Below are 24,191 nucleotides of genomic sequence, written 5' to 3' on the forward strand. Positions count from 1 at the left end.
TATATCCCCCTTCTTCTTAGTTCACGCAGATGTGTGGATCTCAGTCTTAAAATCAGCTCACCACCTCTCTCCATAGAGTAAAGTTCCGGGCTTTATGCATCAGCCACACACCGAAACCCTATATTTCCGGTAGAGCTGTCGGGAGTATTTGCCGTGCGGGCTGCCACCCGATATCGGTTGCAATAAGACCGGTGACACAGGTAGGACCCTCCCCGCATCACTTTCGCAGTGCCGGCTTTCGGCCCTTTCGGATTGTTCCGGCCTCCGCGCTGATGAATATTGGTGCTGAACCAGTCCGAACACCATTCCCAGACATTCCCTGCCACGTTGTACAAGCCGTAACCGTTCGGCGGGAATGAGTGTACCGGAGCAGTGCCTGCATAGCCGTCCTCCTTTTTATTGAGACTCGGGAATTTCCCCTGCCAAATATTGCACAGGTGAATTCCTCCAGGAGTTAATTCATCACCCCAGGGATACTTTTTTTGCTCAAGTCCTCCCCGGGCAGCAAATTCCCATTCCGCTTCAGTCGGCAAGCGCTTCCCCGCCCATGTGCAGTAGGCTTGGGCATCATTCCAGGAAACATGGATGACCGGGTGATCCATGCGGTGATCAATCTTGGAATCCGGACCTTCAGGATTTTTCCAGGAAGCTCCCTCGACAACCATCCACCAAGGCGTCTGTTGGACTTGCTGGGTCACCTTGGCGGCCGTCTTTTTGCTTAGGAACTGATAAAAAACAAATGAGTTGCCGAACTTCTCAGCCTCCGTTATGTATCCGGTTTCATCAGTGAAAGCTTTAAATTCCTTATTTGTGACGGCATACGGATCCATGTAAAAGGGATTGACGGTTACTTTCCGGATGGGTCCTTCGCCGTCCGCCGGGAAGCCTTCTTTATCATCCGTGCCCATGAGAAAACTTCCGCCCGGGATATAAACCATCTTCTCTTTTGATAACTCCTGGGCTCCATCCGCGAGTGGCCCTGCGGTGTTTGCTTCAAGGTGATCAGCTTTCTGTTCATTCTCCGGAGCATGAACACTTTCCCGACTTGCTGCACAGCATTCCGACCGTTCGTTTTTCACCATTTGCTACCTCCCCGTATGTAAGTGCTTACAACATTGTACGTAATTCGTACAAATATTCGTACATCGTACATTCAGAGGTAATATTATCGCATGGAATTGAGCCTGTCAATGAAGATTAAAAAATCTATAATTGTATAAAGCAGAAAATAATCGTGATCATTTTTATCTCTTAAAAGGACGCTGGATCCTTATTTTCAGTATCAGTCAGCCGGTCCCAGCTGTATATAAAAAGAACGCACGGCATATTTCGCATGCCGTGCGCTCTTATAATAATGAATGGACATCTTCTGAAGAAGATACTTTTTTCTGCATCGGATTTTTATGACCCGCTGACTCATCAAGAACCGCTTTTTCCGCTTGCAGCGCGATCAGGTCTTTTTTCAAATCTTCCCGGTTCCGGTAAACCCACCGCAGCAGCGGTTCCCTGAAGTGCCGGATCAGGGAGCCAAGAATTTTGCCGATAAAATAAGCCGCGACAACCGTTCCGATGCCGATTGCCCCGAGTGAGCCGATGGAGATGACGCAAACCAGTCCGGCTGCCACTACGTTCAGCAGATCACTTGTGATCTTGGCCTTGCCGACAGACCATTTGGTTTTCTCTGCAATCACAGCCGTCAGCTCATCATAGGGCATGAGCGGAAATTTCACGCTCGTGTATCCAAGCAGCCCGACGGCAACCACAAACAAACTGACAACCAAAAATAGCAGGCTGATCGACATGGTTTCCGGTGCAGGGAAAGCTTGGAGAAGATAAAGGGTGAAGTCCATAAAGAAACCAAATAAAAAGGCAACGATCAGCTGAACGGTGGCTTCCCTCACATTAAACCGTTTGCTGAGCACAACCTGAAGTACAATAAACAACACATTCGCTGCGACAGTCATCATACCGACCGACAGTCCGGACGCCAGTGAAAATGCATAGGCCAGCGACGAGACCGGCGATACCCCGAGATTTGCCTGGATAGAAAAACTGACACCGAGCGAAAGGAAAAACAGGCCGACTACGTATAAAGCCAACCGTTTCATTGTTACATTAAAGTGTTGCATGACATCCCTCACTGTTTTAGAACTCTATTCCTTATGCTAACATGGAGGATGTTATATGAAAAATATATATTATTATTTGTTATGATACTCATTTGCATATATCGGAGTTGTTGAAATGGATATTCGCCAACTGCAATATTATAGAGAAATCGTCAGACAGGGGAACATTTCCAAGGCCGCGGAAGCTTTGAATATTGCCCAGCCCCCGCTTAGCCAGCTGCTGAAAAAGCTTGAGTGCGAACTCGGGGCCGTCCTGATCCACCGCTACCGTCAAAAATGGGAAGTGACGGAGTCCGGCCGGCTGCTCTACGAATATGCGGAACAGATGCTGAGTGAGATGGACGACGTAAAAAGGAAAATTACCGAAATCGAGGGAGGCACTGCCGGAACCATCCGGATTGGGGTCTCCTCTGCCTGTTCCAACCTGCTGATCGGTTACATCGCCGAATTCGGACAAGACTATCCGGACAACAAGCTTGATATCATTACAGGAGACTCGGAAGGACTGCTGAAACAGCTGAAACAGCGGGAAATCGATCTCGCGCTGCTCCTCATGCCCGCCGATACCGAGGGCTATGAAACAAAAAGCCTGAAACCCGAGCCGGCCATTCTGGTCACACCAAAACGTTGGGCCGATGAGCTTTCGGAAAACCCGACATTCCATGAGATTGCCCGTCTGCCGTTCATCATGCTCGGCCCGATGGAAGGCTACTCCTTCCATAGCAAGATCATGAACACCTTCGACGTCCTCGGCCTGGAGCCGGATATTATCGCGGAATGCAAAGACATCCCGCTGATCGTCTCCCTCGTCAATCGTGGGATCGGCATCTCAATTATTCCGAGGATGCACTATACCTCACCATCCTTTGAGAATCTGAACATTTTCGAACTCCCGCAAATCGAATTCCAGGTAAAACCGGTTCTGATGAAAATGAAAGCCGCCCCCATATCCATGGCGGCAGAGCGGTTCTGGGGGATGGTGGAATAGGAATACGCAAAGGTTTCTTCAAGCATGCAGTATTAAAAAAACTCCCCGAATGCGCTTCGTGTCATGAAACACAAAGCATTTTCGAGGAGTTTTTCTCTCTGTAACTCTGTATAGTCATCCAAATGGTCAGGATCTCTAATCAAACCGGATGCAGCGTCTTTGCCGTTCCTGCCTTCATGACTTGCCCAGGGAGTTCATAGCCAAGGATCTCCTGCATGCGTCTGGCAGTTCCGATCAATGACTCCATATCGATGCCCGTCTTCACACCCATCAATTCAAACATATGGGCGACATCGTCAAGCGTGACATTTCCGCTTGCTCCCGGGGCAAACGGGCAGCCGCCTATTCCCCCAAGCGCTGCATCAAAGTGCCGGATTCCTTCCTGATAGCCCGCGATCGCATTGGCCAGGCCCATACCGCGCGTATTGTGGAGATGGAGGGCAAAGCGCTGTTCCGGTAAGTCGGCGGACAGTCTCCGGACAAATTCCGTTACTTGCTTTGGATTGGCCATGCCCGTCGTATCACAAAGCGTGATCTGAGACAGACCCATATCTGCGACATTCCCGATGACCGCGTGAACTTTATCAACGGCATACAGCCCTTCGAACGGACAACCGAAAGTTGTCCCCAGGCTCAGAATGATTTGGTCAGGCGGGAACACTTCAGTGATGTCCCGAAGTTGTTCGAGTGATTCGTCCACTGACCGACGGACATTTTTCCGGTTATGTGTTTCACTGATAGAAAGAACAAAATTGATTTTGTCCGCGCCTGCTTCCCTGGCAAACTCTGCGCCCCTCAGATTGGGGACGAGGGCAATGATTTCCGCATCCTGGCGGTCAATGCGAGCCAATACTTCCTTGGCATCCTTTAGTTGAGGAACTGCCTTCGGTGAAACGAATGAGGTCGCTTCCAGACGCTTGACCCCGGAGGCCAGGATTCCATTCAGGACCTCTGCTTTCCTGTCGGTCGGAATCCATTCCTTTTCCATCTGGAAACCGTCCCTTCCCGTCACATCCGTCAATACCACATCAAGATCTGGCATTTGCCACATCTCCCTTCACTTTCGGCAGTGTATAGAACTCTTTCAGTTCAGCGTACCCTCCCGCAAGCCTCCCAAGCGGGTTCAGCCGTTCCAGATCCACTTTGTAAGGCTCCACATAGTACTCTTCATGGATATGGTAATTCACGACATTCCCCAGAATCAGATGATCGGTCCCGAGTTCGAGGATCCGGTCGAGTTCAAGTTCAAAGGAGATCGGTGCCTCGCCAACCCTGGGCACTCCGGTCACCGTATCAAGCACACCGGTCAGCCCGGCCGTTTCAAATTCATCCACTTCGGATGCATGGTTCAGAGACGTCTCATGCATCGCCTCTCCAAGATCAGCGCGGAGAATATTGATCACATACTTGGACGTGTCCCGGATATTCTGAAGTGTATCCTTCACCGTTCCTTTTCTCTCCCCCACCCCTGGTCCGATTGAAATACAGAGCATCGGCGGTTGCCTTGATGCGACCGTGAAGAAGCTGAAAGGAGCCAGATTCCGGTTCCCGTCCGCATCAATGGTCGAAACCCAGGCGATGGGTCTCGGCACAACTGCACCTGTCATCAGTTTATAAGCGTCTTTTGTCTGAAGCTTTCGCAAATCAATCTGCATGGGCTGCCTCCTTAGGTCTTCGTTGCTTTTCTACTTCAGATGCCAGTTTCAGAGAAACCAGCACCAACATCAACAGAGCGAGCAGGAACCACCAGGCGTACTGAAAAGAGTGACTCACATCAACCATCATGCCGAACAGAGGCGGAACAAAGAGGACGCCACAAGACCCGATGGTCAGCGTAAAACCCGTCGACAATCCGACCCGTTCTTTCGGTACCACTTCTGTGGCACTGTTCATCCAGATCCCGTTATACCCGGCGATACAGAAACCGAGCACTGCGGCAACTGCGGCCAGAACATAGTAAGGTGTTCCCGCCGGCAGGAAGCTGATCAGGGCAATGAATACCGCTGAAATGAGTGTCACCAGAATCAGGACGATGATCCGCCTGGACTTGAACAGGGTGTCACTGATGATGCCCCACCCGATCCGGCCGAGTGATCCTGCCACCTCTGAAATAACGAGCAGACCGGCCGCAGCAGTCAGACTGATCCCGATGAACTCATGACTATAAATAACCAGATACGTGTTGAATGTCATCTGGATACCGGTCAGCCCCATCGCGGCAAGGCTGATCAGGAAAAGAGGGCGATTTTTGGCGACATCCGACAAACCGGAAAAGAGGCTCTTCCAGCCGCGGTCTTTCGCTGCTGTCTTTCCGGCCCCCTCCGGGTCCTTGTAAAAACGCGAAGCCAGCAGGCCTCCGGTGATGAGCAGGACCGCTGAAGTCAGGATGGAAGCTTTCCATCCATATGCCTCGCCGAGCGGCAGGAGGATGATCGCCGCTAGCGCCGAACCGAAAGTAACTCCCATCTGCTTGATTCCCATGGCGATTCCCCGCTTCTCCGGAAACCAGAAGAAAATCCCCTTGTTCGCGGTCGGATGCATGGCCCCGTACCCCAGGCCCGCCACGGTGATGCACAACAGCACAAAACCGAAATATGGTAGAAGAGTCATGGAAACAAACGCACCGGTTACAAAGGTTGCCACAAGGATCAGCATCTGTCTGGAAGAAATCACGTCTGACAGATAGCCAGACGGAATCGCGATCAGCGCCTGCCCCAGAAATAGAGCAGCCGTCAGCATGCCGATCTGTGAATTGGTGAGGTTCAGGTCATATCCGATCAAAATACTGAGGGGCGCAATGCTACGCCCCGCAAATGCCACTAATATCTGCACCATCAGCAACCATAGCAACATTGTCCACGATTGCCTTAAAACAATTGAATGGGATCCCATCCCTTCATCTCCTTAGTTCTGGGTCGGCACCCTCGTGAGTGCCGGAGCCGCCACTTCCTCATCATCCTTTTCTGTTGAAGGGACAAGGATGGAACCGACAACTGCGACCAGGAAGTTCAGCGCAAGCCCGATGACTCCGCCATGGATGCCCATGACCGTTTTATGGCCTGTCCATGTCATGAGTCCGGCGACGACCGCGCCGAGAAGCATCCCCCAGAACACGGGCTTCGCGGACATCTTCTTCCAATAGATGCCGAGAACAAATGCAGGGAAGACCTGTACGAGCAACTCGAACTTCAGAACGAATATTTCATAGAGAGTCCCCGGAGGATTCCAGGCAATCCAGAGAAGGAGCGAGATGACCGCTACCCCTGCGATTTTTCCGGCCATCAGCTTTTTCTTTTCAGGTGCATCCGGGTTTATATACTTTCCATATAAATCATTGGAAACGATGGATGAGAAGCTCAGGAGCACCGAGTCCGCCGTAGAGATAATGGCCGCGACAATCGCACCGAAGAAGATGATCATGACCCAATAGAAGAAACCATTGATTCCGGCAATCTCGTTTGCCAGAAGTCCGACCAACTGTTCAGACCCTGCTGTATCCAGACCAGGAATAACGACGATCCCGATCAGACCGATGAACAAGACGAGACCCGTTGTGATCGGCGGCATCCAGGCCATGCGGGCAAACGACTTCTTCAGTGTCCGCTCGCTCTTCGAAGCGAATATCCTCTGCACCGCATGCGGATAGATCGCCGCTCCAAACCCGACCAGAAGCAACATACTGAACCAGTTGATCGATGTAGTCAGATCCGGCACACCGACGAGCCCCGGATCAACGTCCGCAATGCTTTCAGTGATCGTCCCGATCTTGCCGCCGGCCAGATAAATGGCACCGATCAGGAAGATGACAATCCCGACCATGAGGACAATTCCCTGCATGACGTCGGTAAAGGCCACCGCACGCATGCCGCCCATCCACTCATAGGCCAGCATGACAAGGATGAAACCGACAACCGCCACCTGATAAGGAATCGTGCCGCCTGTCAGGCTGGTGACCGCATGGCCGATCGCGACAAGCTGTTCCAGGAGGTAGTTGCCCAGCCCCCACAGCATAAGGAAAATCGCGAGGATCGTGACCCTTTTGGACTTAAACCGATGGCTCAGCCAGTCGGAAGGCGTGATGAAATTATGCTTCTTGCCCAGTACATACATCCTGGGCGCAAAGAGGAGATAGATCCCGATGATGATGGTCATGAAGGAAATCGACTGCAGCCAGGTCAGCCCGGTCCGGTAAGCCGACGGGGCATAGCCGACAATCGTGTTACCGCTGTACTGCGTGGCATATAAGGTGAAGAACAACGCAACGAATCCGAGATTACGGCCGGCCAGATAGTAGTTGCTGAGACTGTTGTTGACCGTTTTATCCGAGCGTCCGGCTAACCAGCCGATTCCCAGCATAATGACCGCATAGGCAATGAGGATGATGACCCCGTCCAAACCTGCAAATTTGAGATCTGTCATTCTGCGGTCCCCCCTTCCCGCTGCTCCTGCTCTTCTTCCTCTTCAACAAGGTTCCACTGAGTAAGCGTGACCCAGTACAAATAACCGCTCAAGACAAGTGATGAAATTAGGATGATCAATGCCCAATATGGCAATCCGAACACCAACGGATAGATGTCCCCTTCCGGAAAATACCACGGAACATTCGCCAGAACGATCAGCACCAGGCCGATCCAGATCCATTTCTTCCGGATCGGCTCTTTAATAGTTTTGGAATTCATATTCTCTCCCCCATCAAAATTTTCCCCTGTGCATTCGGTCCATTTCATGATGCGGATCTGGCTGAAGATCGACCGATTGTGCGGTCAGATAATATTCTTTTGTTTTAGTTCATCCAGTTTCTCTTCGTCATACTCCAGAAGTTTTCCGTAGACGGCCAGATTGTCTTTGCCGACGGACTCGGCCCCGGCATGCTTGACTCCCCCAGGCGTGCGGCTAAGTTTCGGCACGATGCCAGGCATCGGGAACTCACCCAAGGTCGGGTGCTCGGTCTTGATGATCATCTCCCGCGCCGCGTAATGCGGATCTTCCACGATATCCTTCGCAGAATAAATCAGACCGGACGGAACACCGTGCTCTTCAAGAAGTGACAGGATCTCTTTGGCTTCAAGGCTCTTCGTCCATTCCTCGATCAGAGCATCCAGCTGCTTCTGGTTTTCACCGCGCGCCAAGTGGGTCGCGTATCGCTCGTCTCCCGCCAGCTCAGGCTGCCCCATCGCATCGCACAGACGCCTGAACACTCCATCCGCATTCGCCCCGATCACGACATAGGTCTTGTCTTTGGTGAAATAGATGTTGGACGGAGCCACTCCCGGCAGAACGTTCCCCATCCGCTCCCGGATATAGCCTGCCAGCAGATAATCAGGGATAAGACTTTCCATGACGGCAAATACAGATTCATAGATGGCCGTATCGACAACTTGCCCCTTGCCCGACTGATGACGCTCCTGGAGGGCGACGAGAGTTCCGATTGTGGCGAAAAGCGCTGCCAGCGTATCGCCGATGGAAATCCCGATCCGGGAAGGCGCCCTGTCTTCAAAGCCGGTTACATAACGGATCCCGCCCATCGCTTCCCCGACACTGCCGAAACCGGCTTTTTTGTGGTAGGGTCCCGTCTGCCCAAACCCTGAAGTCCGGGTCATGATCAGCTTCGGGTTGATCTCGGAAAGCGTTTCGTAGGAAAGTCCCCACTTTTCGAATGTCCCCGGCCTGAAGTTCTCGATCAGGATATCGGACTCCGCCACAAGCTCTTTCAAAATCTCCTGCCCTTCAGGCGTCCGGAGATTCAGCGTGATCGACTTTTTATTTCTGGATTGGATCGGCCACCAGAGGCCGACGCCTTCCTTTGACTTGCCCCAATTCCTCAGCGGATCGGAAACATCCGGTGCCTCAATCTTGATCACCTCTGCCCCAAAATCCCCGAGCAAACGCCCTGTAAATGGCCCGGCCAGCAAGGTGCCCAGTTCCAGGACACGGATTCCTTCAAGCGGCAGTTTCTGCTCCTCTGCAGTTGAACTTCCTTCCTGTGCGGAATCCGTGTTAATCGGTTTTTCTTGAAAATGAACCAAAATGCATCCCCCATTCAGATTTATTTAATTTATCAAAAAAATATCATACGGTATACAATAGGTCAATAACATCCGTAAAATTAAACAAATTAATCTGATAATAACTCGTACTGTATACAGTAAGGGGTGAGATCGGTTTTCAGGTCTTATTTCCTTTATGTTGAAGTTCAGCTAAACTGGTGGAAAGACATTCACCAAGAAAACACCATAGAAAGGAACCGCCATGAACCCTTACAAGTACATGAAAAACGCCATCATCGTCGGCCAGTATAAACCGGGAACGCGACTTACTGAAAAAGCGTTGGCAGATGAACTGCAGGTGAGCCGGACCCCGATTCGCGAAGCGATCAAGCAACTGGAAGTTGACGGGCTGATCACGCCATACAAAAAACGCGGGTATGTCGTCAAGTCCTTCTCGATAGAAGATATCCGCCAAATTTACAACGTCCGTGCACTCCTGGAAGGATACGCAACCGGGGAAGCTGCGGTCATGAGAACCGAAGAAGACCTTGAACGGATTGCCGCCAAGAACACGGCTTACCGCCAAGCCATCGAGGCGGTTGACCGTGAAAATATTGAAACCATTCAGTACATCCAACAAATCAACCAGCAATTCCACAGCGAAATTCTGTTCGCCGCGCGAAACGATCATTTAAAGGCTCTCATTGAACGGGTGGTCGTTGTGCCGATCATCTTCCGTTCCTTCTACTGGTATGACGAAAGACAACTGATGCGCTCACTCCAGGTACACGAAACCATACTGCAAGCCATCCGCCACCGGGAAAGCGACAGGGCCCGTGTTGCCATGCAGGAACACATCTACCAGGGACGGGATGATGTCATTGAGGCTCTGCAGAAGCAAAATATCCTTCAGGATGAATAACCGGAATAGAAAATCCCGCCTCTAAAATGAGGCGGGATGATTTTTTAATCCTTATATAGTGTGTGGCCATCTTCCCGGGATCCCTACTCCACGTCTTCCTCATAATCCTTTGGTTCCAGATCGTCAGGATTCGGATCGTATGGGTCGGATGGTTGGGTGTCGTGAGGGTCCTCGACATAGGTGCTCGGCCCGCCGGTCGGGTTAACTTCCTCGTCCGGTGTAATGCAGTCTGCACAGCGATCGGGTTCAGAAGATTGGGCGGGGTCAAACTCTTTTCCGCATTCGACGCAGACCTGATGTGGTTCGGTCATGAACTTCTCGCCTCCATCTTGTCATTCTGGCTTTATTATGCGGATTATTTGTTGTTTCCATCCGGATTTCTAAACAGAAAGCAAACCATTGTTTAACGGCGGAAAATAAAAAAGATCGTTCTAAAACGATCATTGTAAGGCGCTAATAGCGCGTTCCAGCAAGTCGATGTCCTCAGCAATCTGCAGTTGCATGTCTTTCTCCTTGCATTCTATTAAGTCTATGTATAAACGTAAGATCTCGTACGAAAACATTTGGTATTCGGCGGAATTCTCCAATCTTCGCGTTACCTCCATTGCGGTACTTTAACTATTTATTCCCAACTCCATATTAGTCGAAACTATGTTTTTTCCCTAATAACCGCAAAACCTCCAATAAACACAGGATGGAAAACTCCCTCAAAAACAGCGGCTTTCTATGATTTCAGGCTTCTCAAGGAAGAATCCTCCTTTTTTATGGATGACTATTACTGTGACACTAATTTTTATCAATAAAATTATGCTATAATATTCCGGAATTCTCCTCGTTGCAGATAATTCTCTGTTATTCGTCAAAACCCGCAGCAAGGAGAACGGATCGTCCATTATGGCACTGTCTCCAAAATCTATTCAAAGGTGGATGAAATGAAAAAAAACAAACTGTCCAAGAAAATCCTCGCCGTTACCGTTGCCCTCTCCCTGTCTGCTCCATTTGCCGTTCTGGCTGAATCACCTGCCAAGGTTGTCGTTGACCCTGGTCATGGCGGACATGACGCCGGGGCTCTCGGAAATGGGCTGCTGGAAAAGAATCTGAACCTGAAGCTATCACTGATGATTAACCAGAAACTCAATGCTTCTTACATAGTGAACACAAGGATGACCCGTGACTCGGACATTTTCCTCTCCCTTCGGGAAAGAACGGATCTGGCCAATGACTGGGGCGCCGATTTGCTTGTGTCTGTCCACCATAACGCTTCTGGTGGTTCCGGATATGAAGATTATATCCACTCCGGAAATGCCACAGCAAAAGACCGTGAAGTCCAGAATGAGATCAACAAAGAAGTTCAAAAGGTACTGAATCGCTACGGGCTGAATAACCGCGGAAAGAAAAGCGCCAATTTCCATGTACTTAGGGAATCCGGCATGACTTCCATCCTTCTCGAAATCCTGTTTGTCGATAACCCGACAGATGCAGCACATCTCCGGAACAACAACTTCATGAACGACATGGCTTCTGCCATAACACTCGGAATTGCTCAAGCAATGGATCTTCCGCTTAAAGAAAACGCATCTGCCCCTTCGACGGGAAGCGGAGGTGCTGAGCACGCTTCAGGAATCAATGTCCAGCAATTAAACGGCACGTTTGAATCAACGGCGAATAACCTGAATGTCAGAACCGGCAACACGACCCAATACCGGTCACTGGGAAAACTCAATCAAGGGGACAAGATTCAAGTCACCGGCGTAACGTCAAACGGCTGGTACCGATTCAGCTTCAATGGGACAACTGCTTATGTCAGCGGAGATTATCTGAAGCAAATTGCTGCGGCCCCGTCCACCCCGTCTAACGGCATGATTTACGGCAAGACGCTGTCGCTTGGCTCGACCGGTTCAGCCGTTAAAGACTGGCAGCGCGACATGAACACGGTCGGCTTCAAGATGGGCATCGATGGAAGCTTCGGCTATGGATCCCGTACAGCGGCCATCGCTTTCCAAAAAAAGTACGGACTCACGCCGGACGGCTACTTCGGACCGTCTTCCCAGCAGAAAATGGCGAGCCTGCTCAACGGCTCTTCCAAGCCGGCAAAGCCAGCCAAACCGGCTGAACCCGAAAAAACCGAGAAGCCCGCAACGTCAGGCGGCATGATCTACGGCAAGACGCTGTCGCTTGGCGCGACCGGATCAGCCGTTAAAGACTGGCAGCGCGATATGAACACGGTCGGTTTCAAGATGGCGATCGACGGAAGCTTCGGCTACGGCTCCCGTACAGCGGCCATCGCTTTCCAGAAAAAGTACGGACTCACGCCGGACGGCTACTTCGGTCCGTCTTCCCAGCAGAAAATGGCGAGCCTGCTCAACGGTTCTTCCAAGCCGGCAAAGCCAGCCAAACCGGCTGAACCCGAAAAAACTGAGAAACCGGCAACGTCCGGCGGCATGATCTACGGCAAAACGCTGTCGCTCGGCGCGACCGGATCAGCCGTTAAAGAATGGCAGCGCGACATGAACATGGTCGGCTTCAAGATGGCGATCGACGGAAGCTTCGGCTATGGATCCCGCACTGCGGCCATCGCTTTCCAGAAAAAGTATGGACTCACGCCGGACGGCTACTTTGGTCCGTCTTCCCAGCAGAAGATGGCGAGCCTGCTCAACGGTTCTTCCAAGTCGGCCAAACCGGCTGAACCCGAAAAAACCGAGAAGCCGGCAACGTCAGGCGGCATGATTTACGGCAAGACGCTGTCGCTTGGCGCGACCGGATCAGCCGTTAAAGATTGGCAACGCGATATGAACACCGTCGGCTTCAAGATGGCGATCGACGGAAGCTTTGGCTATGGCTCCCGCACAGCGGCCATCGCCTTCCAGAAGAAGCACGGACTCACGCCGGACGGTTATTTCGGACCGGCGTCCCAGCAGAAGATGGCAAGCCTCCTGAGATAATACATGACCCGACCTGTTCGGATAACTAAGCTCCCTCCCATACCACCTGCCTCTGGCGGTGACGGGAGGGAGTTTTGTCATATGCAAACCGCTTCTGTTGTCCAAAAGGTCCGTACTCTGTCTCCTCTCCGGAATCGAGCTTTTTCTCGCAAAAGCAATCTTTTATTAATACGTTTGTAAGATTTGGTAGCAATTATTACAAACGTGAAGCATTTTGTAATCTAACTGTAATCTATTAATCTCTATGACTCTGCTAAAATGAGCAATAGATTATATACACGGGTAGAAATCTCTAAACTTATGATTAATAACAGTGCCATATAAAAACAACTCTAAAACCAGGGGGAAATAACGTTGAAAAAAATCGTATTCTCGGCTTTGACCACTGCAGCACTTGCTACGTTTATCGCCACTGGCGACGCAGAAGCTTCATCTGACACATATCAAGTCAAATCCGGTGACACCCTTTGGAAAATCGCTTCCCAAAACAATGTCAGCGTTTCATCCCTGAAAAGCTATAACAACCTCAGCGGTGACCTAATCCTCCCGGGTCAGGTACTGAAACTTGCCGCTTCGAACAACGCTCAACCAACATCCTCCACCAAGGTTGCTTCCAAGCCCGTCAGCCAATCTTCGGCCTCAACCTACACCGTCAAGCGCGGTGATACACTGAGCAAGATTGCGTCTGTGCATAGGACAAGCGTATCCAATATTAAGTCGCTCAATGGCCTTCGCAGTGACCTGATCCTCGTCGGACAAGTTCTGAAAGTCAGCGGTACTGCAACTACTGCTTCTGCGCCATCGAAGACCACATCCACATCCACAACCAAGACCACGTCAGCTTCGACGACTTCTTCCAATACTTCGTCCTATACCGTTAAGTCGGGAGATACCCTTGGCGGAATCGCCAGAAAGCACGGCACCACTTATCGCAAGATTATGGACCTGAACGGCCTTAAGTCGACTATGATCTATCCGGGACAAAAGCTTAAGGTAAGCGGAACGCCTGTCAAGACAACACAAAAAGTATCCGGATCGTCGGATTCTTCAAAAGTCGTCCAGGCATCTGCTTCCAAAACTGAAGCTTCGACTTCCGCTTCCCCTTCACTCTCCAAGTTTGTTTCGATTGCCCAAGGTCTAAAGGGCATCCCATACAAGTGGGGCGGCACGACAACCGCCGGTTTTGACTGCAGCGGGTACATTTACTATGTACTGAAGCAAGCAGGCGTCAGCCATTCCCGTACATCGGCTGCCGGCTACTACGACCGTTCCTTCGACATCAGCAACCCGCAGCCAGGCGACTTCGTATTCTTCCGCGGTACTTACGGCGGTGCGAATCACGTCTCGCACATGGGCTTCTACCTGGGCAACGGCAAGTTCATCCACGCCAGCTCTTCACAGGGCATTACGGTCAGCAGCGTGAACGACAGCTACTGGGGCAAATTCAAGCGTGAGTACAAGCGTCACTACTCCGCACTATAAAATTTTCTCTAATCGGGTAAAACCCTTGGACTCTTCTTTCCGGAAGGTCCAAGGGTTTTTGTATTCTCTAATAACTTTATTACAGGACTTCCCCCTCCCCTTCTCGAAAAGAAACTGTAACCGGCAAGCGGTACGATCTGTCGCTTCACCATGACCCGCCTCTGCAACCGCGCCGCTCCTACCGGTCATCTCGTAACAAACAGGAGGCACAATCATGTCAGCATATCCGATTGATGAGATCCGAAAGCAGTTTCCGGCCCTTGGGCGCACGTATCACGGAAAGCCGGTCGTGTTCCTGGATGGGCCCGGCGGTTCCCAGGTGGTACAGGGCGCAATCGATGCGATGGTTGCGTATATGTCCAACGGCAATGCCAACCTGCACGGACAGTTCCCGACAAGCCGTGAGACAGAGGCGATGATCCGGGATAGCCGGGAGGCCGTGGCAGACCTGGTGAATGCGCACCCGGACGAGGTGGCTTTCGGGCAGAATGCGACGTCACTGGCCTTTTCAATTGCCCGTGCATTGAGCAGAGACTGGAAGCCAGGCGATGAAATCGTCCTGACCGAAATGGACCATCCGGCGAACATCGATCCGTGGCTATCGGCAGCGGAGGACAAAGGGGTCAAGGTGAACTGGATTCCGGTGGACAGCGGGACACTGACGCTGGATCTGTCCAATCTGGACAGCCTCATCAGCAGCCGTACACGCCTCGTGGCGGTAACACTTGCATCGAACGCCGTCGGAACCATTCCGGATCTCCGGCCAATCATCAGGAAGGCCCGGGAAGCTGGCGCGCTAACCGCGGTCGATGCCGTCCATGCGGTGCCGCACTTTGCGATCGACCGCGAGGAGCTGGACGCCGATTTTCTGCTGTTCTCCGCCTACAAGTTTTTCGGGCCGCATATCGGTATGGCGGTCATCCGCTCCTCTGTTTTCAAGGAGCTGAAGCCGTATAAGGTCGCGCCGTCCGATGCGGACTATCCGGATAATCTCCAGACCGGCACCCAGAACTTCGCCGGCATCGCCGGGGTCAAGGAATCGATCGGGTTTATTGAAAGTCTTGGGAATGGGGAGACCCGCCGCGAGCGCATCCTTGACGGTTATGGCAGAATTGAGGCGCATGAAAATGCTTTGGCCGATAAGATCCGGGCTGAGTTGGGTGCCATTGAGGGCATCCGCCTCTATCAGGCACCCCATACGATCGAAAAAACTCCGACGTTCGCGTTCACGGCAGACGGGCTATCCCCTGCAGAATTCAGCCGGCGGATGGCCGATGAGCATTCCATCTTTGTGGCAGACGGTCACTTTTACGCAACCCGTCTCGCCGAGCGGGCCGGCGTGCATGAGTCCGGTTGCTGGATCCGTGCGGGGCTTGCTCCGTACAACACCGAATTCGAAATCGACCGCTTCCTCGAGGCGACCAGGGAAATCGTCCGCACCCCCGCACTGCAGGCAGGAGGCCGTGTGTGATCGTGACCGGGGACACGAGCGTTTCAAGAGTTGATTGAGTGGCACCGATACCAGAGGGTCATTTGAATGAGAAAAGGGATTGGAGCCTGCGCTCCAATCCCTTTCTATTGGCTGAAATTCATCTCCCATGTTTGCTTCACATTCGGCTAGGCTTGCTTCACATTCGACAATCCGCTGCAGAAGCGCCATTCATTTTAATACAACAGGTAGTTCTCTCTGACTTCCTTAAACGCTTCCAGTTCCTCTTCCCACTGTGCTTTCATCTCTTCGACAGTCATGCCGTTCTCGATGCCCTGACGGATCCAGCCGTTTCCGATCAGGTTGTCGAAGAAGGACGTCAGGGTAACGTTTTCCGGATACAGGTCGTGGATCGTTTTGACGATGTGGAGTCCGGTTTCTACCGGCTGGTAGTCTTCACGGTCCGTGACGTGAACCTGGATGCCGTGGGACAGTTTGCCCGAATGCTTGGAGAACATCGGCGTAAAGGACGCCGCGCGGAAGGTGACGCCCGGGAGTTCCAGGGCGTTCAGTTCAGCCGCGAGTTCTGTGCTGTTGATGAACGGTGCGCCGATCAGTTCGAACGGCTTGGTCGTGCCTCTTCCTTCAGAGACGTTCGTCCCTTCAATGAGCGCGGTGCCCGGATAGACAAGGGCCGTGTCCAGTGTCGGCATATTCGGGGACGGCAGGACGAATGGAAGTCCGGTCTCGTCGAAGTACGATTTGCGTTTCCATTTCTTCATTTCCACGACAGTCAGGTCCGCACCGATGCCGAATTCTGCATTAAAGAGTTTGGCGAGCTCGCCTACGGTCATGCCGTGGCGGAGCGGGATGGCGTACTGTCCGACGAATGAGGCGAATTTCGGATCCAGCACCGGTCCTTCGACTTTCTCCCCGCCAAGCGGATTCGGACGGTCGAGGACGATGAACGGAATGCCCTTTTCTTCTGCCGCTTCCATCGCCAGCGCCATTGTGTAGATGTACGTGTAGAAGCGAGTGCCGACGTCCTGGATGTCAAAGACGAGGACATCGACATTCTCGAGCATCTCCGGTGTCGGCTTGCGCGTCTTGCCGTACAGGCTGTAGACCGGAAGGCCGGTCACTTCATCGATATAGTACTCGACATACTGGCCTGCCTGAGCGTCGCCGCGGACACCGTGCTCAGGGCCATACAGCGCCGTCAGTTCGACTTCCGGATCATTGTGGAGGAGGTCGACGATGCTGCTCAGATCCTTGTCGACGCCGGTCGGGTTCGTGATGAGCCCGACACGCTTGCCTTCAATCAGCTCTTTTTGTTCGTCCAGCAGCACATCCACCCCAAGGGAGATTTCATTCCCTTTCCGGTGTTTGTTATGGTCCTGTGACTTGCCGTTGCCCTTGTCATGGTCGGCGAATGCGACCGTCAGTGTGGACAGAACGAGCAGGGCGGTCAGCAGGGCGATCAGTCGTTTTTTCAATGAACTTCCCTCCTCAGTATGTCAATCCATGGCCGTAATCGTACAGGACACCGCCGTCAGCACCAGGAATGGTGATCGGGAGCTTCCCGGTTGGTGCAACTTCACCGAACAGGATCGAAGCAGTCGCCTTGAAGCTCGCGGTCCGGAAGCTATACTGCGCAAGGTAAGCATCCGTATTCGGGTAAGCCATGATGTCGTAAGGATTACGGATGCCGACACCGATCACCGGCGTTTCGGTTTCCGTGATCAGCTGGTTGACCATCCGCATCTGAGCGCTTGTCGCGGAGCGCTGCGAGACAGTGGAAGTGACTGTTCCCGCGATGACCGCCTTCGCTTCCCTCACCTGATCCAGCTGTGCCTTTGTCAAAGGAGCGCTGGCCTTGATCAGCACTGTATTGGCATGCTTGGCCTTCACTGCATTGTACAGGTCGTCAATATACGTGTTTCCGACGACGACAATCCGGTCATCTGCATTTGGAGCGAGCGGCAGGACATCTTCGTTTTTCACGAGTGTTACGGACCGCTCCGCCACTTCCCGTTCCACTGCCTTATGCTCTTCAGAGCCGACCACCTCAAGGGCGTTGGCGATCTTTTCTTCGACCGGTTGCGGGTTTTCTTCCTTGATGATGCCGCGTTTCAGTTTCAGCGTCAGGATCCGTTTGACGGAAGCTTCGATGCGTTCTTCGGAAATATCTCCGGAGCGGACCGCGCCGTACACCCCTTCCGCGACGGTTTCCAGACCTACCGGCATGAGCACGATGTCAGTGCCTGCCTGGATTGACTTGATGACTGCCTCGACCGGGCCGAAGTGGTCGGCGATCGCCTGCATGTTCAGGGCGTCTGTGAAGATGAGCCCGTCATACCCCATTTCCTCTCTCATGAGACCGGTCAGCACTTTGTGCGAAAGTGTAGCCGGAAGATGGATCTCCGTGCCGTCTTTTCGGGAAATCACTTTCGTGTCATCAATCTTCGGGAAAGTGACGTGAGCCGTCATGATGGCATCGATCCCGTGGTTCATCGCCTGCTGGAACGGATACAGTTCGACTTCCATCAGGCGTTCCTTGTCATATGGTACCTCCGGCAGTCCAAGGTGGGAATCGACCGCCGTGTCCCCGTGGCCCGGGAAATGCTTGGCTGTTGCCGCAGTTCCGGTGTCCTGGAGACCCTGCACATATGCGGTGCCAAGATTCGCGACCAGCTCAGGATCTTCCCCGAATGACCGGACGCCGATCACCGGGTTGTCCGGGTTGTTGTTCACGTCCAGCACCGGTGCCAGGTTGAAATTGATGCCGAGGGAAGCCAGCTCCTCGCCGATCACACGGCCGGTATCATAGGCCAGTTCCTCGGAACCGGTCGCACCGAGTGCCATATTGCCCGGCATGTCGGTTCCCGACTGCAGGCGCGTCACAATGCCGCCTTCCTGGTCGATCGTCAGGAACATCCCGTACTTTTCGGAGGCCGCCTGATAGGCGTCCGCGAGGCGCGTCGTCTGCTCGGTCGTCACGACGTTTTCACGGAACAGGATCACGCCGCCGAGATGATAGTCCTTCACGAGGCGCTCAATCTCCGGAAGCATCTCCGTCACGTTTTTCCCTTTCCAGTTGCGGAAGTCCGGCATGAGCATCTGCCCGACCTTTTCCTCCATCGTCATCTGGCCGATGGCGTTATCCACGATATGGTAGCGGTCGCCTTCTTCCTTCACGACCGTGACCTTTACAGGTGGCTTGCCTTTAGATTCTCTTGCATCCGGATCGGGCTTTGCCTGGATGGCAATTCGGTCGGAATACGTTCCGTCCGTTACGCTGATCCACGTTTTCCCCGGCTTTCCGGTGACGGTCACCTTGCCCGAAGCATCCACTGACGCCACTGTTTTATTGGAAGAAGACCATGTCTGGTCAGCCGTTTTCTTAAAATGTCCGTCCTGATACACATGGAGTGCCGTCAGCTGCAGCTCCCCGTTTTCCGCTTCATGGTCAATCTCCGGGACGTTCTGGAGAATCACCAGATCTTTGACATCCGGCCCCTCCGCAGCGCTTGCCCCCGACATGATTGGTGTCGCAATCAGTACCGCGATCAGAAACGGCAGCAGCAACACCTTCCGCATACTTGGCATTCCTCATTCCTCCCTTTTAATAGTCTCTCAAAGCCCAGCCGTCGGTATCTCCGGCAGGCTCGACAGATTCCCCATCTGCCAGCACGTTCCCTACATACCAGCCCCGGCCGTTCACCGATGCGTCAGTGTCATAGCGGAAGCGGACAAATTCGGTTCCTTCCGGCAGGTCCGCCCTCACCCGCTCCATATCCCCGCCGTTTCCGGTCAGAGCCGCGAGTTCCGTCCAATTCACCCCGTCTGATGAAACCTCCATCCGGCCATAGTCCGATCCGTCTTCCAGGCGGTGCCAGGAATCAAACGACAGCTCTGTTGCCGCTCCGTTCAGCTCAAACGTCATTGTCCGGTCAAGCCGGTCCCCGTAACCCGAGAACCACATCTCTTCATGTTTCGGGAGCGGTGCCGGAATGGCGTCCGCCACATGGCGCGCGACCGTCCGCCTGATTGTGTTCAGCGAAATCGTATTCCTGGAAGGATGGACCCGGTTCGTGAGCAGGATGGCAACCGTATGGTTTTTCTTGCTGACGGCGATGCTTGTACCCGTGTAGCCGGTATGTCCTGCAGTACCCGAGTCAGCCAGTGCATCCATATACCAGCCTTGGTTCAGCTCCCATCCAAGCCCGTGGTCATTGCCCGGGAATCCCGGAATCTGGTTTTCCTCAAGCAGCCGGACCGTTTCCGGCTTCAGGATCCGCTTGCCGCCGTAACGGCCATCGTTCAGGAACATGTGCGCGAACTTGGCGAGATCAGTTGCAGTCGAGAACACGCCCGCATGCCCTGCCACGCCGTCCAGCGACCAGGCATTTTCGTCATGGACACTGCCCCACACGATGCCCCGGCCCAATGCCGGCTGGTATTCAGTTGCGGCAATCCGGTGCTTCAGCTTTGCCGGCGGATTGTACATCGTATCCTTCATGCCGAGCGGCCCCGTGATTTCATCCTGGATGAACTGGTCCAGACGCTTTCCGGAAAGCCGTTCCACCAGGGAACCGAGCGTGATCATGTTCAGGTCGCTGTAGGTATACTTCGTACCCGGAGGATTGGCGAGCGGATAGCGGTGGGCAATGTCCAGACGGTCTTCCCGGCTCTCTCCCCGGCTGTAAAGCGGCACCCACGCAGTGAACCCGGACGTATGCGTCATCAGCTGGCGGATCGTCACGTCTTCCTTGCCGTTGTCGGCGAATTCCGGGATGTACTCGGCCACCGGATCATCCAGCGAGAAAAGCCCTTGCTCATACAGCTTCATCGCAGCGGTCGTCGTGAAGATCTTACTGATGGAAGCCAGGTCGAAAATCGTCTCCTCCGTCATGGCGACGGGCTCGTCCATTTTCGTGAACCGGTCATCGGTGTAAAGCGCCGAATGCCCGTATGCCTCATGCTTCACGACATGGCCGTTCCTCGCCACGAAAACCACGGCACCCGGGAAGGTCCGGTCCGCGATGCTTTGGCGGATTGCCCCATCAATTGAATCCAATGGCGCCTGGACCATTCCGGCCCCCTTCACAGAACCCGGATGCAGCACCGGCGACATCGGCCCCGGCCGGTCCCAATCTTTGTTGACCGCTCCCCCTGCTGCCATAACCGGCATTGCAAAGACGGTTCCGAGTGCCATTGTGCCCGCCAAGGCTGCGGCCACCCCAGCTTTTTTCGTTACTTTCAGCATGCTTTCCCCTTCTCCCCTTCTGAATTGACAGTACTTTCAAACAGTTTATCGGAGATGCCAAAATGTGCCTATCATACAGAAGTACTTGAACGGGAAAACGCTTTCCCGAAATCGGGGCGATAGCACCATTTCTTTTTAATCATTTTGTGGGCGGGAAGAATACGTCGGTAATGCAGGTAATCCCCTCGACATAAAAAATGGACCCCATTCGGTTATCCTTCACGGAGCAGAACGATCATCTATTCAGAAAAACAGAAAGGCCTTCCCCATCCATTTGAACACTCCAAAATTGGAATCTATTGTCACAACAATTCATTGGAAGCGCCTCCATTGAAACATAAGAAAAAGAACAATATTTTCCACAAATGACACCTCCAATTAGTGAATGGCCTTTATTTGCAAGGTTTCTCACTATCCAAAGGAAAAACTGAATATATAGAATCTGATATATTTCTAAAAATTCCATTGACTCTTCTTCTTTATTTTCTGTAGAATCAGTGCATTGCATCAGCTAACTTGGTTGCCGCAATGAATCAGCTTGGAAGGAAGGCCTCTATTATGTCAGAAATCATTCACAATCCTCTTGTTGCCACTGTGCTAGTTTTTGCACTGCTCGCATTCGGGGAATGGTTATCCATTGTGTCACGCGCCCGTGTTCCGATGCTTTTGACCGCCATGGTCGGCTTCATGATCCTTACCTGGACAGGCATCTTCCCGGACAATATTCTGGAAAGCTCGCAGTTCGCAGCGCTCGGGGCCATTCTGATCGGGCCTGCCATTGTCCATATGGGGACACTCATTCCGATGAAGGTGCTCCGGGAGCAGTATCGCGCAGTCATCATCTCGTTGGCCGGCGTTGTTGTAGCAGCCATCTTGATTTTCACGATCATTCCGTTTGTCTTTAATTTCGAAACGGCGGTAGCGGGCATGGGTCCGATCAGCGGCGGCGTGGTGGCGATGATCATCACGACCGAAAAACTGCAGGAATTGGATCTGGGTACGATTGCCCTGATCCCCGCACTGATTGTCGCGTTCCAGGGCCTGATCGGCATGCCGCTCGCCCTGAACTTCATGCGCTCCTATGCCAAGCGGTTGATCAGCAAAATCGATGCCGGCACCTTTACACCGATGAACAGCCAGCTTGCTGAAGAACTGGAGGAAACGAAGAAACTCGGGCCGGTGCGCTCCAGCATGACCATCCGGCTGTTCCTCGTCTTCGTTGTCGGTGCGCTCGGCGTCGTCCTCGGTTCTGTTACACCGATCAACTACAGCATCTGGTGCCTCGTATTCGGGATCATCGGTGCAAAAATCGGCTTCCTCGAGCAGGAATCCCTCGTGAAGGCGAACTCGTTCACACTGACCTTGGTCGGCATCATGTTCGTCGTCATCGGATCCATGGCAGGCGTCTCCCCTCAGGATGTCATGACGCAGCTTCCGGCCGTTGCCGCAATCATCATCCTTGGAACTGCGGGCATCGCGCTCGGCGGATACGTGGGAGCCAAACTCGTCAAATGGGATCCGCTGAAAGGGATGCCGGTCGCGCTCACCGCCCTGTTCGGCTTCCCGGCAGATTACCTGCTATGTGAAGAGGTGGCACGAAGCACGGCCCGTACAAAAGAAGAAGAAAAAACGATCTTCAACGAATTGCTGACTCCGATGCTGATCGGCGGATTTACGACGGTCACCATCGCTTCGGTCTTTATCGCAGGAATACTCGTTTCATTCTTGTAATTGGAGGAATTGCTGATGACCACGACCATCATTGAAAACGGACAGATCATCGACGGCACCGGCAGCGAACCGCGCCAGGGAATTGTCGTTGTAAAGGACAGCAAGATTGAATATATCGGGGACGATCCGGGCTATTCGAGAACCGGTAAAGAAGCCGTGATCGATGCGGGCGGAAACACGGTCCTCCCCGGATTCATCGACACGCATGTCCATATGATGTTTGAATACGCGCCGCTCCAGCAGCGGCTGACGACGCCGTTCAGCTACATGTATTATCAGGCGATGTCTTACATGAAAGCAACGCTTGACGCGGGTGTGACCTCTGTCCGGGACGCACTCGGAACCGACCTTGGCGTCAAGCGGGCCATTGAAGACGGGCTGATCCAGGGGCCGCGCATCCAGCTCAGCATCAATGCCCTCACCATCACCGGCGGCCACGGGGACGGAATGCAGATCAACGGAGATGTGTTCGACATCTCCCCTTCCGGATACCGCGGCATGCCGAACGGAATTGCGGACGGTGTGGATGAAGTCAGGAAGAAAACCCGTGAGATGCTTCGCGCAGGAGCGGAAGTCATCAAAGTCCACGCTACGGGCGGCGTCCTCAGCCCGACCGACCACCCTGAGTTCACCCAGTACTCGTTCGAAGAGCTATCGGCGATCGTGGAAGAAGCCCGTTTCCGCAAGGGCGTCAAAGTAATGGCACACGCCCAGGGCGCGGAAGGCATCAAGAACGCAGTCCGTGCGGGCGTCCACTCGATTGAACACGGCATCTACCTGGATGACGAAGCGATCGAACTGATGAAAGAAAACGGCACGTATCTGGTACCGACCCTCCTTGCGCCTGTTTCCGTCCTGGAAACCGCAGAAGAAGTCGGCATGCCCCAATCGGCTGTCGATAAATCCATCGAAGTCATCGAAGACCACAAAGCCAGCTTCACAAAGGCCTACCGGGCAGGCGTGAACATCGCGATGGGCACCGATGCCGGCGTATTCCGGCACGGCACCAACCTTCGCGAACTCGGCCTCATGGTCGACAGCGGCATGACCCCGATGGATGCGATCGTCGCCTCCACCAAGTCCGCCGCAGCATGCATGGGCTGGGAAGACAAAGTGGGGACGCTGGAACAAGGCAAGCTTGCAGATATCATCATCGTCAAAGGCAACCCGCTCGATGACATCCATTCCCTGGCGAATCCTGACCAGATCCTCACCGTCATCAAGGACGGAGAATTGGTAAAGGGACAGTAAGTTTCTGAATAAGAAATAAGCGCATCTTATGGGAGACGCGCTCCTGGCTGCAGATGAGGCG

General features: G+C 53.1%; 18 protein-coding genes and 1 pseudogene. 7 read left to right on the plus strand and 12 right to left on the minus strand.

The genetic code is table 11. From position 1 onward, the window contains the following. Positions 1–92: 92 nt before the first annotated feature. Positions 93–1,082 carry a formylglycine-generating enzyme family protein gene (locus AV656_RS08045; protein ID WP_063180645.1) on the minus strand — a complete coding sequence of 330 codons (990 nt, stop codon included), beginning with the start codon at positions 1,080–1,082 and terminating at the stop codon, positions 93–95. A 387-nt stretch (positions 1,083–1,469) separates the two neighbouring features. Beyond that, positions 1,470–2,129, minus strand: a pseudogene (locus AV656_RS08050) (YczE/YyaS/YitT family protein); the annotation flags it as partial. A 115-nt stretch (positions 2,130–2,244) separates the two neighbouring features. Here AV656_RS08050 and AV656_RS08055 point away from each other — a divergent pair. Further along, the gene (locus AV656_RS08055; protein WP_063180650.1) at positions 2,245–3,117 is read left to right on the plus strand and encodes a LysR family transcriptional regulator; all 873 of its coding nucleotides are present in this window, start codon (positions 2,245–2,247) and stop codon (positions 3,115–3,117) included. Positions 3,118–3,256: 139 nt separating this feature from the next. Here AV656_RS08055 and AV656_RS08060 read toward each other — a convergent pair whose 3' ends face one another. The 6 genes from AV656_RS08060 to AV656_RS08085 form a co-directional block, all read right to left on the minus strand. Beyond that, a complete protein-coding gene (locus AV656_RS08060; RefSeq protein WP_063180652.1) occupies positions 3,257–4,159 on the minus strand; it encodes a hydroxymethylglutaryl-CoA lyase in 903 nt (300 codons plus the stop codon). Further along, positions 4,146–4,772: a flavin reductase family protein gene (locus tag AV656_RS08065; RefSeq protein WP_063180661.1), complete on the minus strand. Its 627-nt coding sequence runs from the start codon at positions 4,770–4,772 to the stop codon at positions 4,146–4,148. Before AV656_RS08065 ends, AV656_RS08060 begins: the two co-directional genes overlap by 14 nt. Further along, entirely contained in the window at positions 4,762–5,970 is a 1,209-nt protein-coding gene (locus AV656_RS08070) for an MFS transporter (protein ID WP_231877251.1), read from the minus strand. Before AV656_RS08070 ends, AV656_RS08065 begins: the two co-directional genes overlap by 11 nt. 51 nt (positions 5,971–6,021) lie before the next feature. Then, positions 6,022–7,536 (minus strand): sodium:solute symporter family protein, encoded by a 1,515-nt coding sequence (locus AV656_RS08075; RefSeq protein WP_063180665.1) that lies wholly within the window; start codon positions 7,534–7,536, stop codon positions 6,022–6,024. Next, a complete protein-coding gene (locus AV656_RS08080; RefSeq protein WP_063180667.1) occupies positions 7,533–7,796 on the minus strand; it encodes a hypothetical protein in 264 nt (87 codons plus the stop codon). The genes AV656_RS08075 and AV656_RS08080 overlap by 4 nt, the downstream gene beginning before the upstream one ends. Before the next feature lie 84 nt (positions 7,797–7,880). Further along, positions 7,881–9,119 carry a CaiB/BaiF CoA transferase family protein gene (locus AV656_RS08085; protein ID WP_063181317.1) on the minus strand — a complete coding sequence of 413 codons (1,239 nt, stop codon included), beginning with the start codon at positions 9,117–9,119 and terminating at the stop codon, positions 7,881–7,883. 247 nt (positions 9,120–9,366) lie between these two features. Here AV656_RS08085 and AV656_RS08090 point away from each other — a divergent pair, with 247 nt between their 5' ends. Beyond that, entirely contained in the window at positions 9,367–10,026 is a 660-nt protein-coding gene (locus AV656_RS08090; RefSeq protein ID WP_063180669.1) for a GntR family transcriptional regulator, read from the plus strand. An 83-nt stretch (positions 10,027–10,109) separates the two neighbouring features. On the opposite strand, the gene AV656_RS16340 is transcribed toward AV656_RS08090, so the two are convergent. Continuing rightward, on the minus strand, positions 10,110–10,337 hold the full coding sequence (locus tag AV656_RS16340; protein ID WP_156484818.1) for a hypothetical protein: 228 nt from the start codon (positions 10,335–10,337) through the stop codon (positions 10,110–10,112). A gap of 621 nt (positions 10,338–10,958) precedes the next feature. Here AV656_RS16340 and AV656_RS08100 point away from each other — a divergent pair. The 3 genes from AV656_RS08100 to AV656_RS08115 all read left to right on the plus strand — a co-directional run bounded on the left by AV656_RS08100 (position 10,959) and on the right by AV656_RS08115 (position 15,921). After that, the gene (locus AV656_RS08100; protein WP_063180673.1) at positions 10,959–12,968 is read left to right on the plus strand and encodes an N-acetylmuramoyl-L-alanine amidase; all 2,010 of its coding nucleotides are present in this window, start codon (positions 10,959–10,961) and stop codon (positions 12,966–12,968) included. Positions 12,969–13,322: 354 nt separating this feature from the next. After that, a complete protein-coding gene (locus tag AV656_RS08105; RefSeq protein ID WP_063180675.1) occupies positions 13,323–14,450 on the plus strand; it encodes a LysM peptidoglycan-binding domain-containing protein in 1,128 nt (375 codons plus the stop codon). A gap of 214 nt (positions 14,451–14,664) precedes the next feature. Then, positions 14,665–15,921, plus strand: a complete 1,257-nt coding sequence (locus AV656_RS08115) for a cysteine desulfurase-like protein (protein ID WP_063180679.1) — start codon at positions 14,665–14,667, stop codon at positions 15,919–15,921. 194 nt (positions 15,922–16,115) lie between these two features. Here the strand turns inward: AV656_RS08115 and AV656_RS08120 are convergent, their stop codons facing one another. Genes AV656_RS08120 through AV656_RS08130 form a run of 3 tightly spaced genes read right to left on the minus strand, consistent with a single transcriptional unit; the run spans position 16,116 to position 21,148 of the window. Then, complete coding sequence (locus AV656_RS08120) at positions 16,116–17,375, minus strand: exo-beta-N-acetylmuramidase NamZ domain-containing protein (RefSeq protein WP_063180681.1); 1,260 nt, start codon at positions 17,373–17,375, stop codon at positions 16,116–16,118. A 13-nt stretch (positions 17,376–17,388) separates the two neighbouring features. After that, on the minus strand, positions 17,389–19,488 hold the full coding sequence (locus tag AV656_RS08125; RefSeq protein WP_063180683.1) for a glycoside hydrolase family 3 protein: 2,100 nt from the start codon (positions 19,486–19,488) through the stop codon (positions 17,389–17,391). Positions 19,489–19,504: 16 nt separating this feature from the next. Further along, positions 19,505–21,148 carry a serine hydrolase gene (locus AV656_RS08130; protein ID WP_063180685.1) on the minus strand — a complete coding sequence of 548 codons (1,644 nt, stop codon included), beginning with the start codon at positions 21,146–21,148 and terminating at the stop codon, positions 19,505–19,507. A 558-nt stretch (positions 21,149–21,706) separates the two neighbouring features. Between AV656_RS08130 and AV656_RS08135 the strand changes: the two genes are divergently transcribed. Both AV656_RS08135 and AV656_RS08140 read left to right on the plus strand, forming a co-directional pair. Next, on the plus strand, positions 21,707–22,879 hold the full coding sequence (locus AV656_RS08135) for a hypothetical protein (RefSeq protein WP_197462221.1): 1,173 nt from the start codon (positions 21,707–21,709) through the stop codon (positions 22,877–22,879). A gap of 15 nt (positions 22,880–22,894) precedes the next feature. Then, positions 22,895–24,130 (plus strand): metal-dependent hydrolase family protein, encoded by a 1,236-nt coding sequence (locus tag AV656_RS08140; protein WP_063180686.1) that lies wholly within the window; start codon positions 22,895–22,897, stop codon positions 24,128–24,130. The last annotated feature ends 61 nt before the right edge of the window (positions 24,131–24,191 follow it).

The sequence above is a fragment of the Bhargavaea cecembensis genome (genome assembly GCF_001619585.1).
In the GTDB taxonomy this organism is placed as follows: Bacteria; Bacillota; Bacilli; order Bacillales_A; family Planococcaceae; genus Bhargavaea; species Bhargavaea cecembensis_A.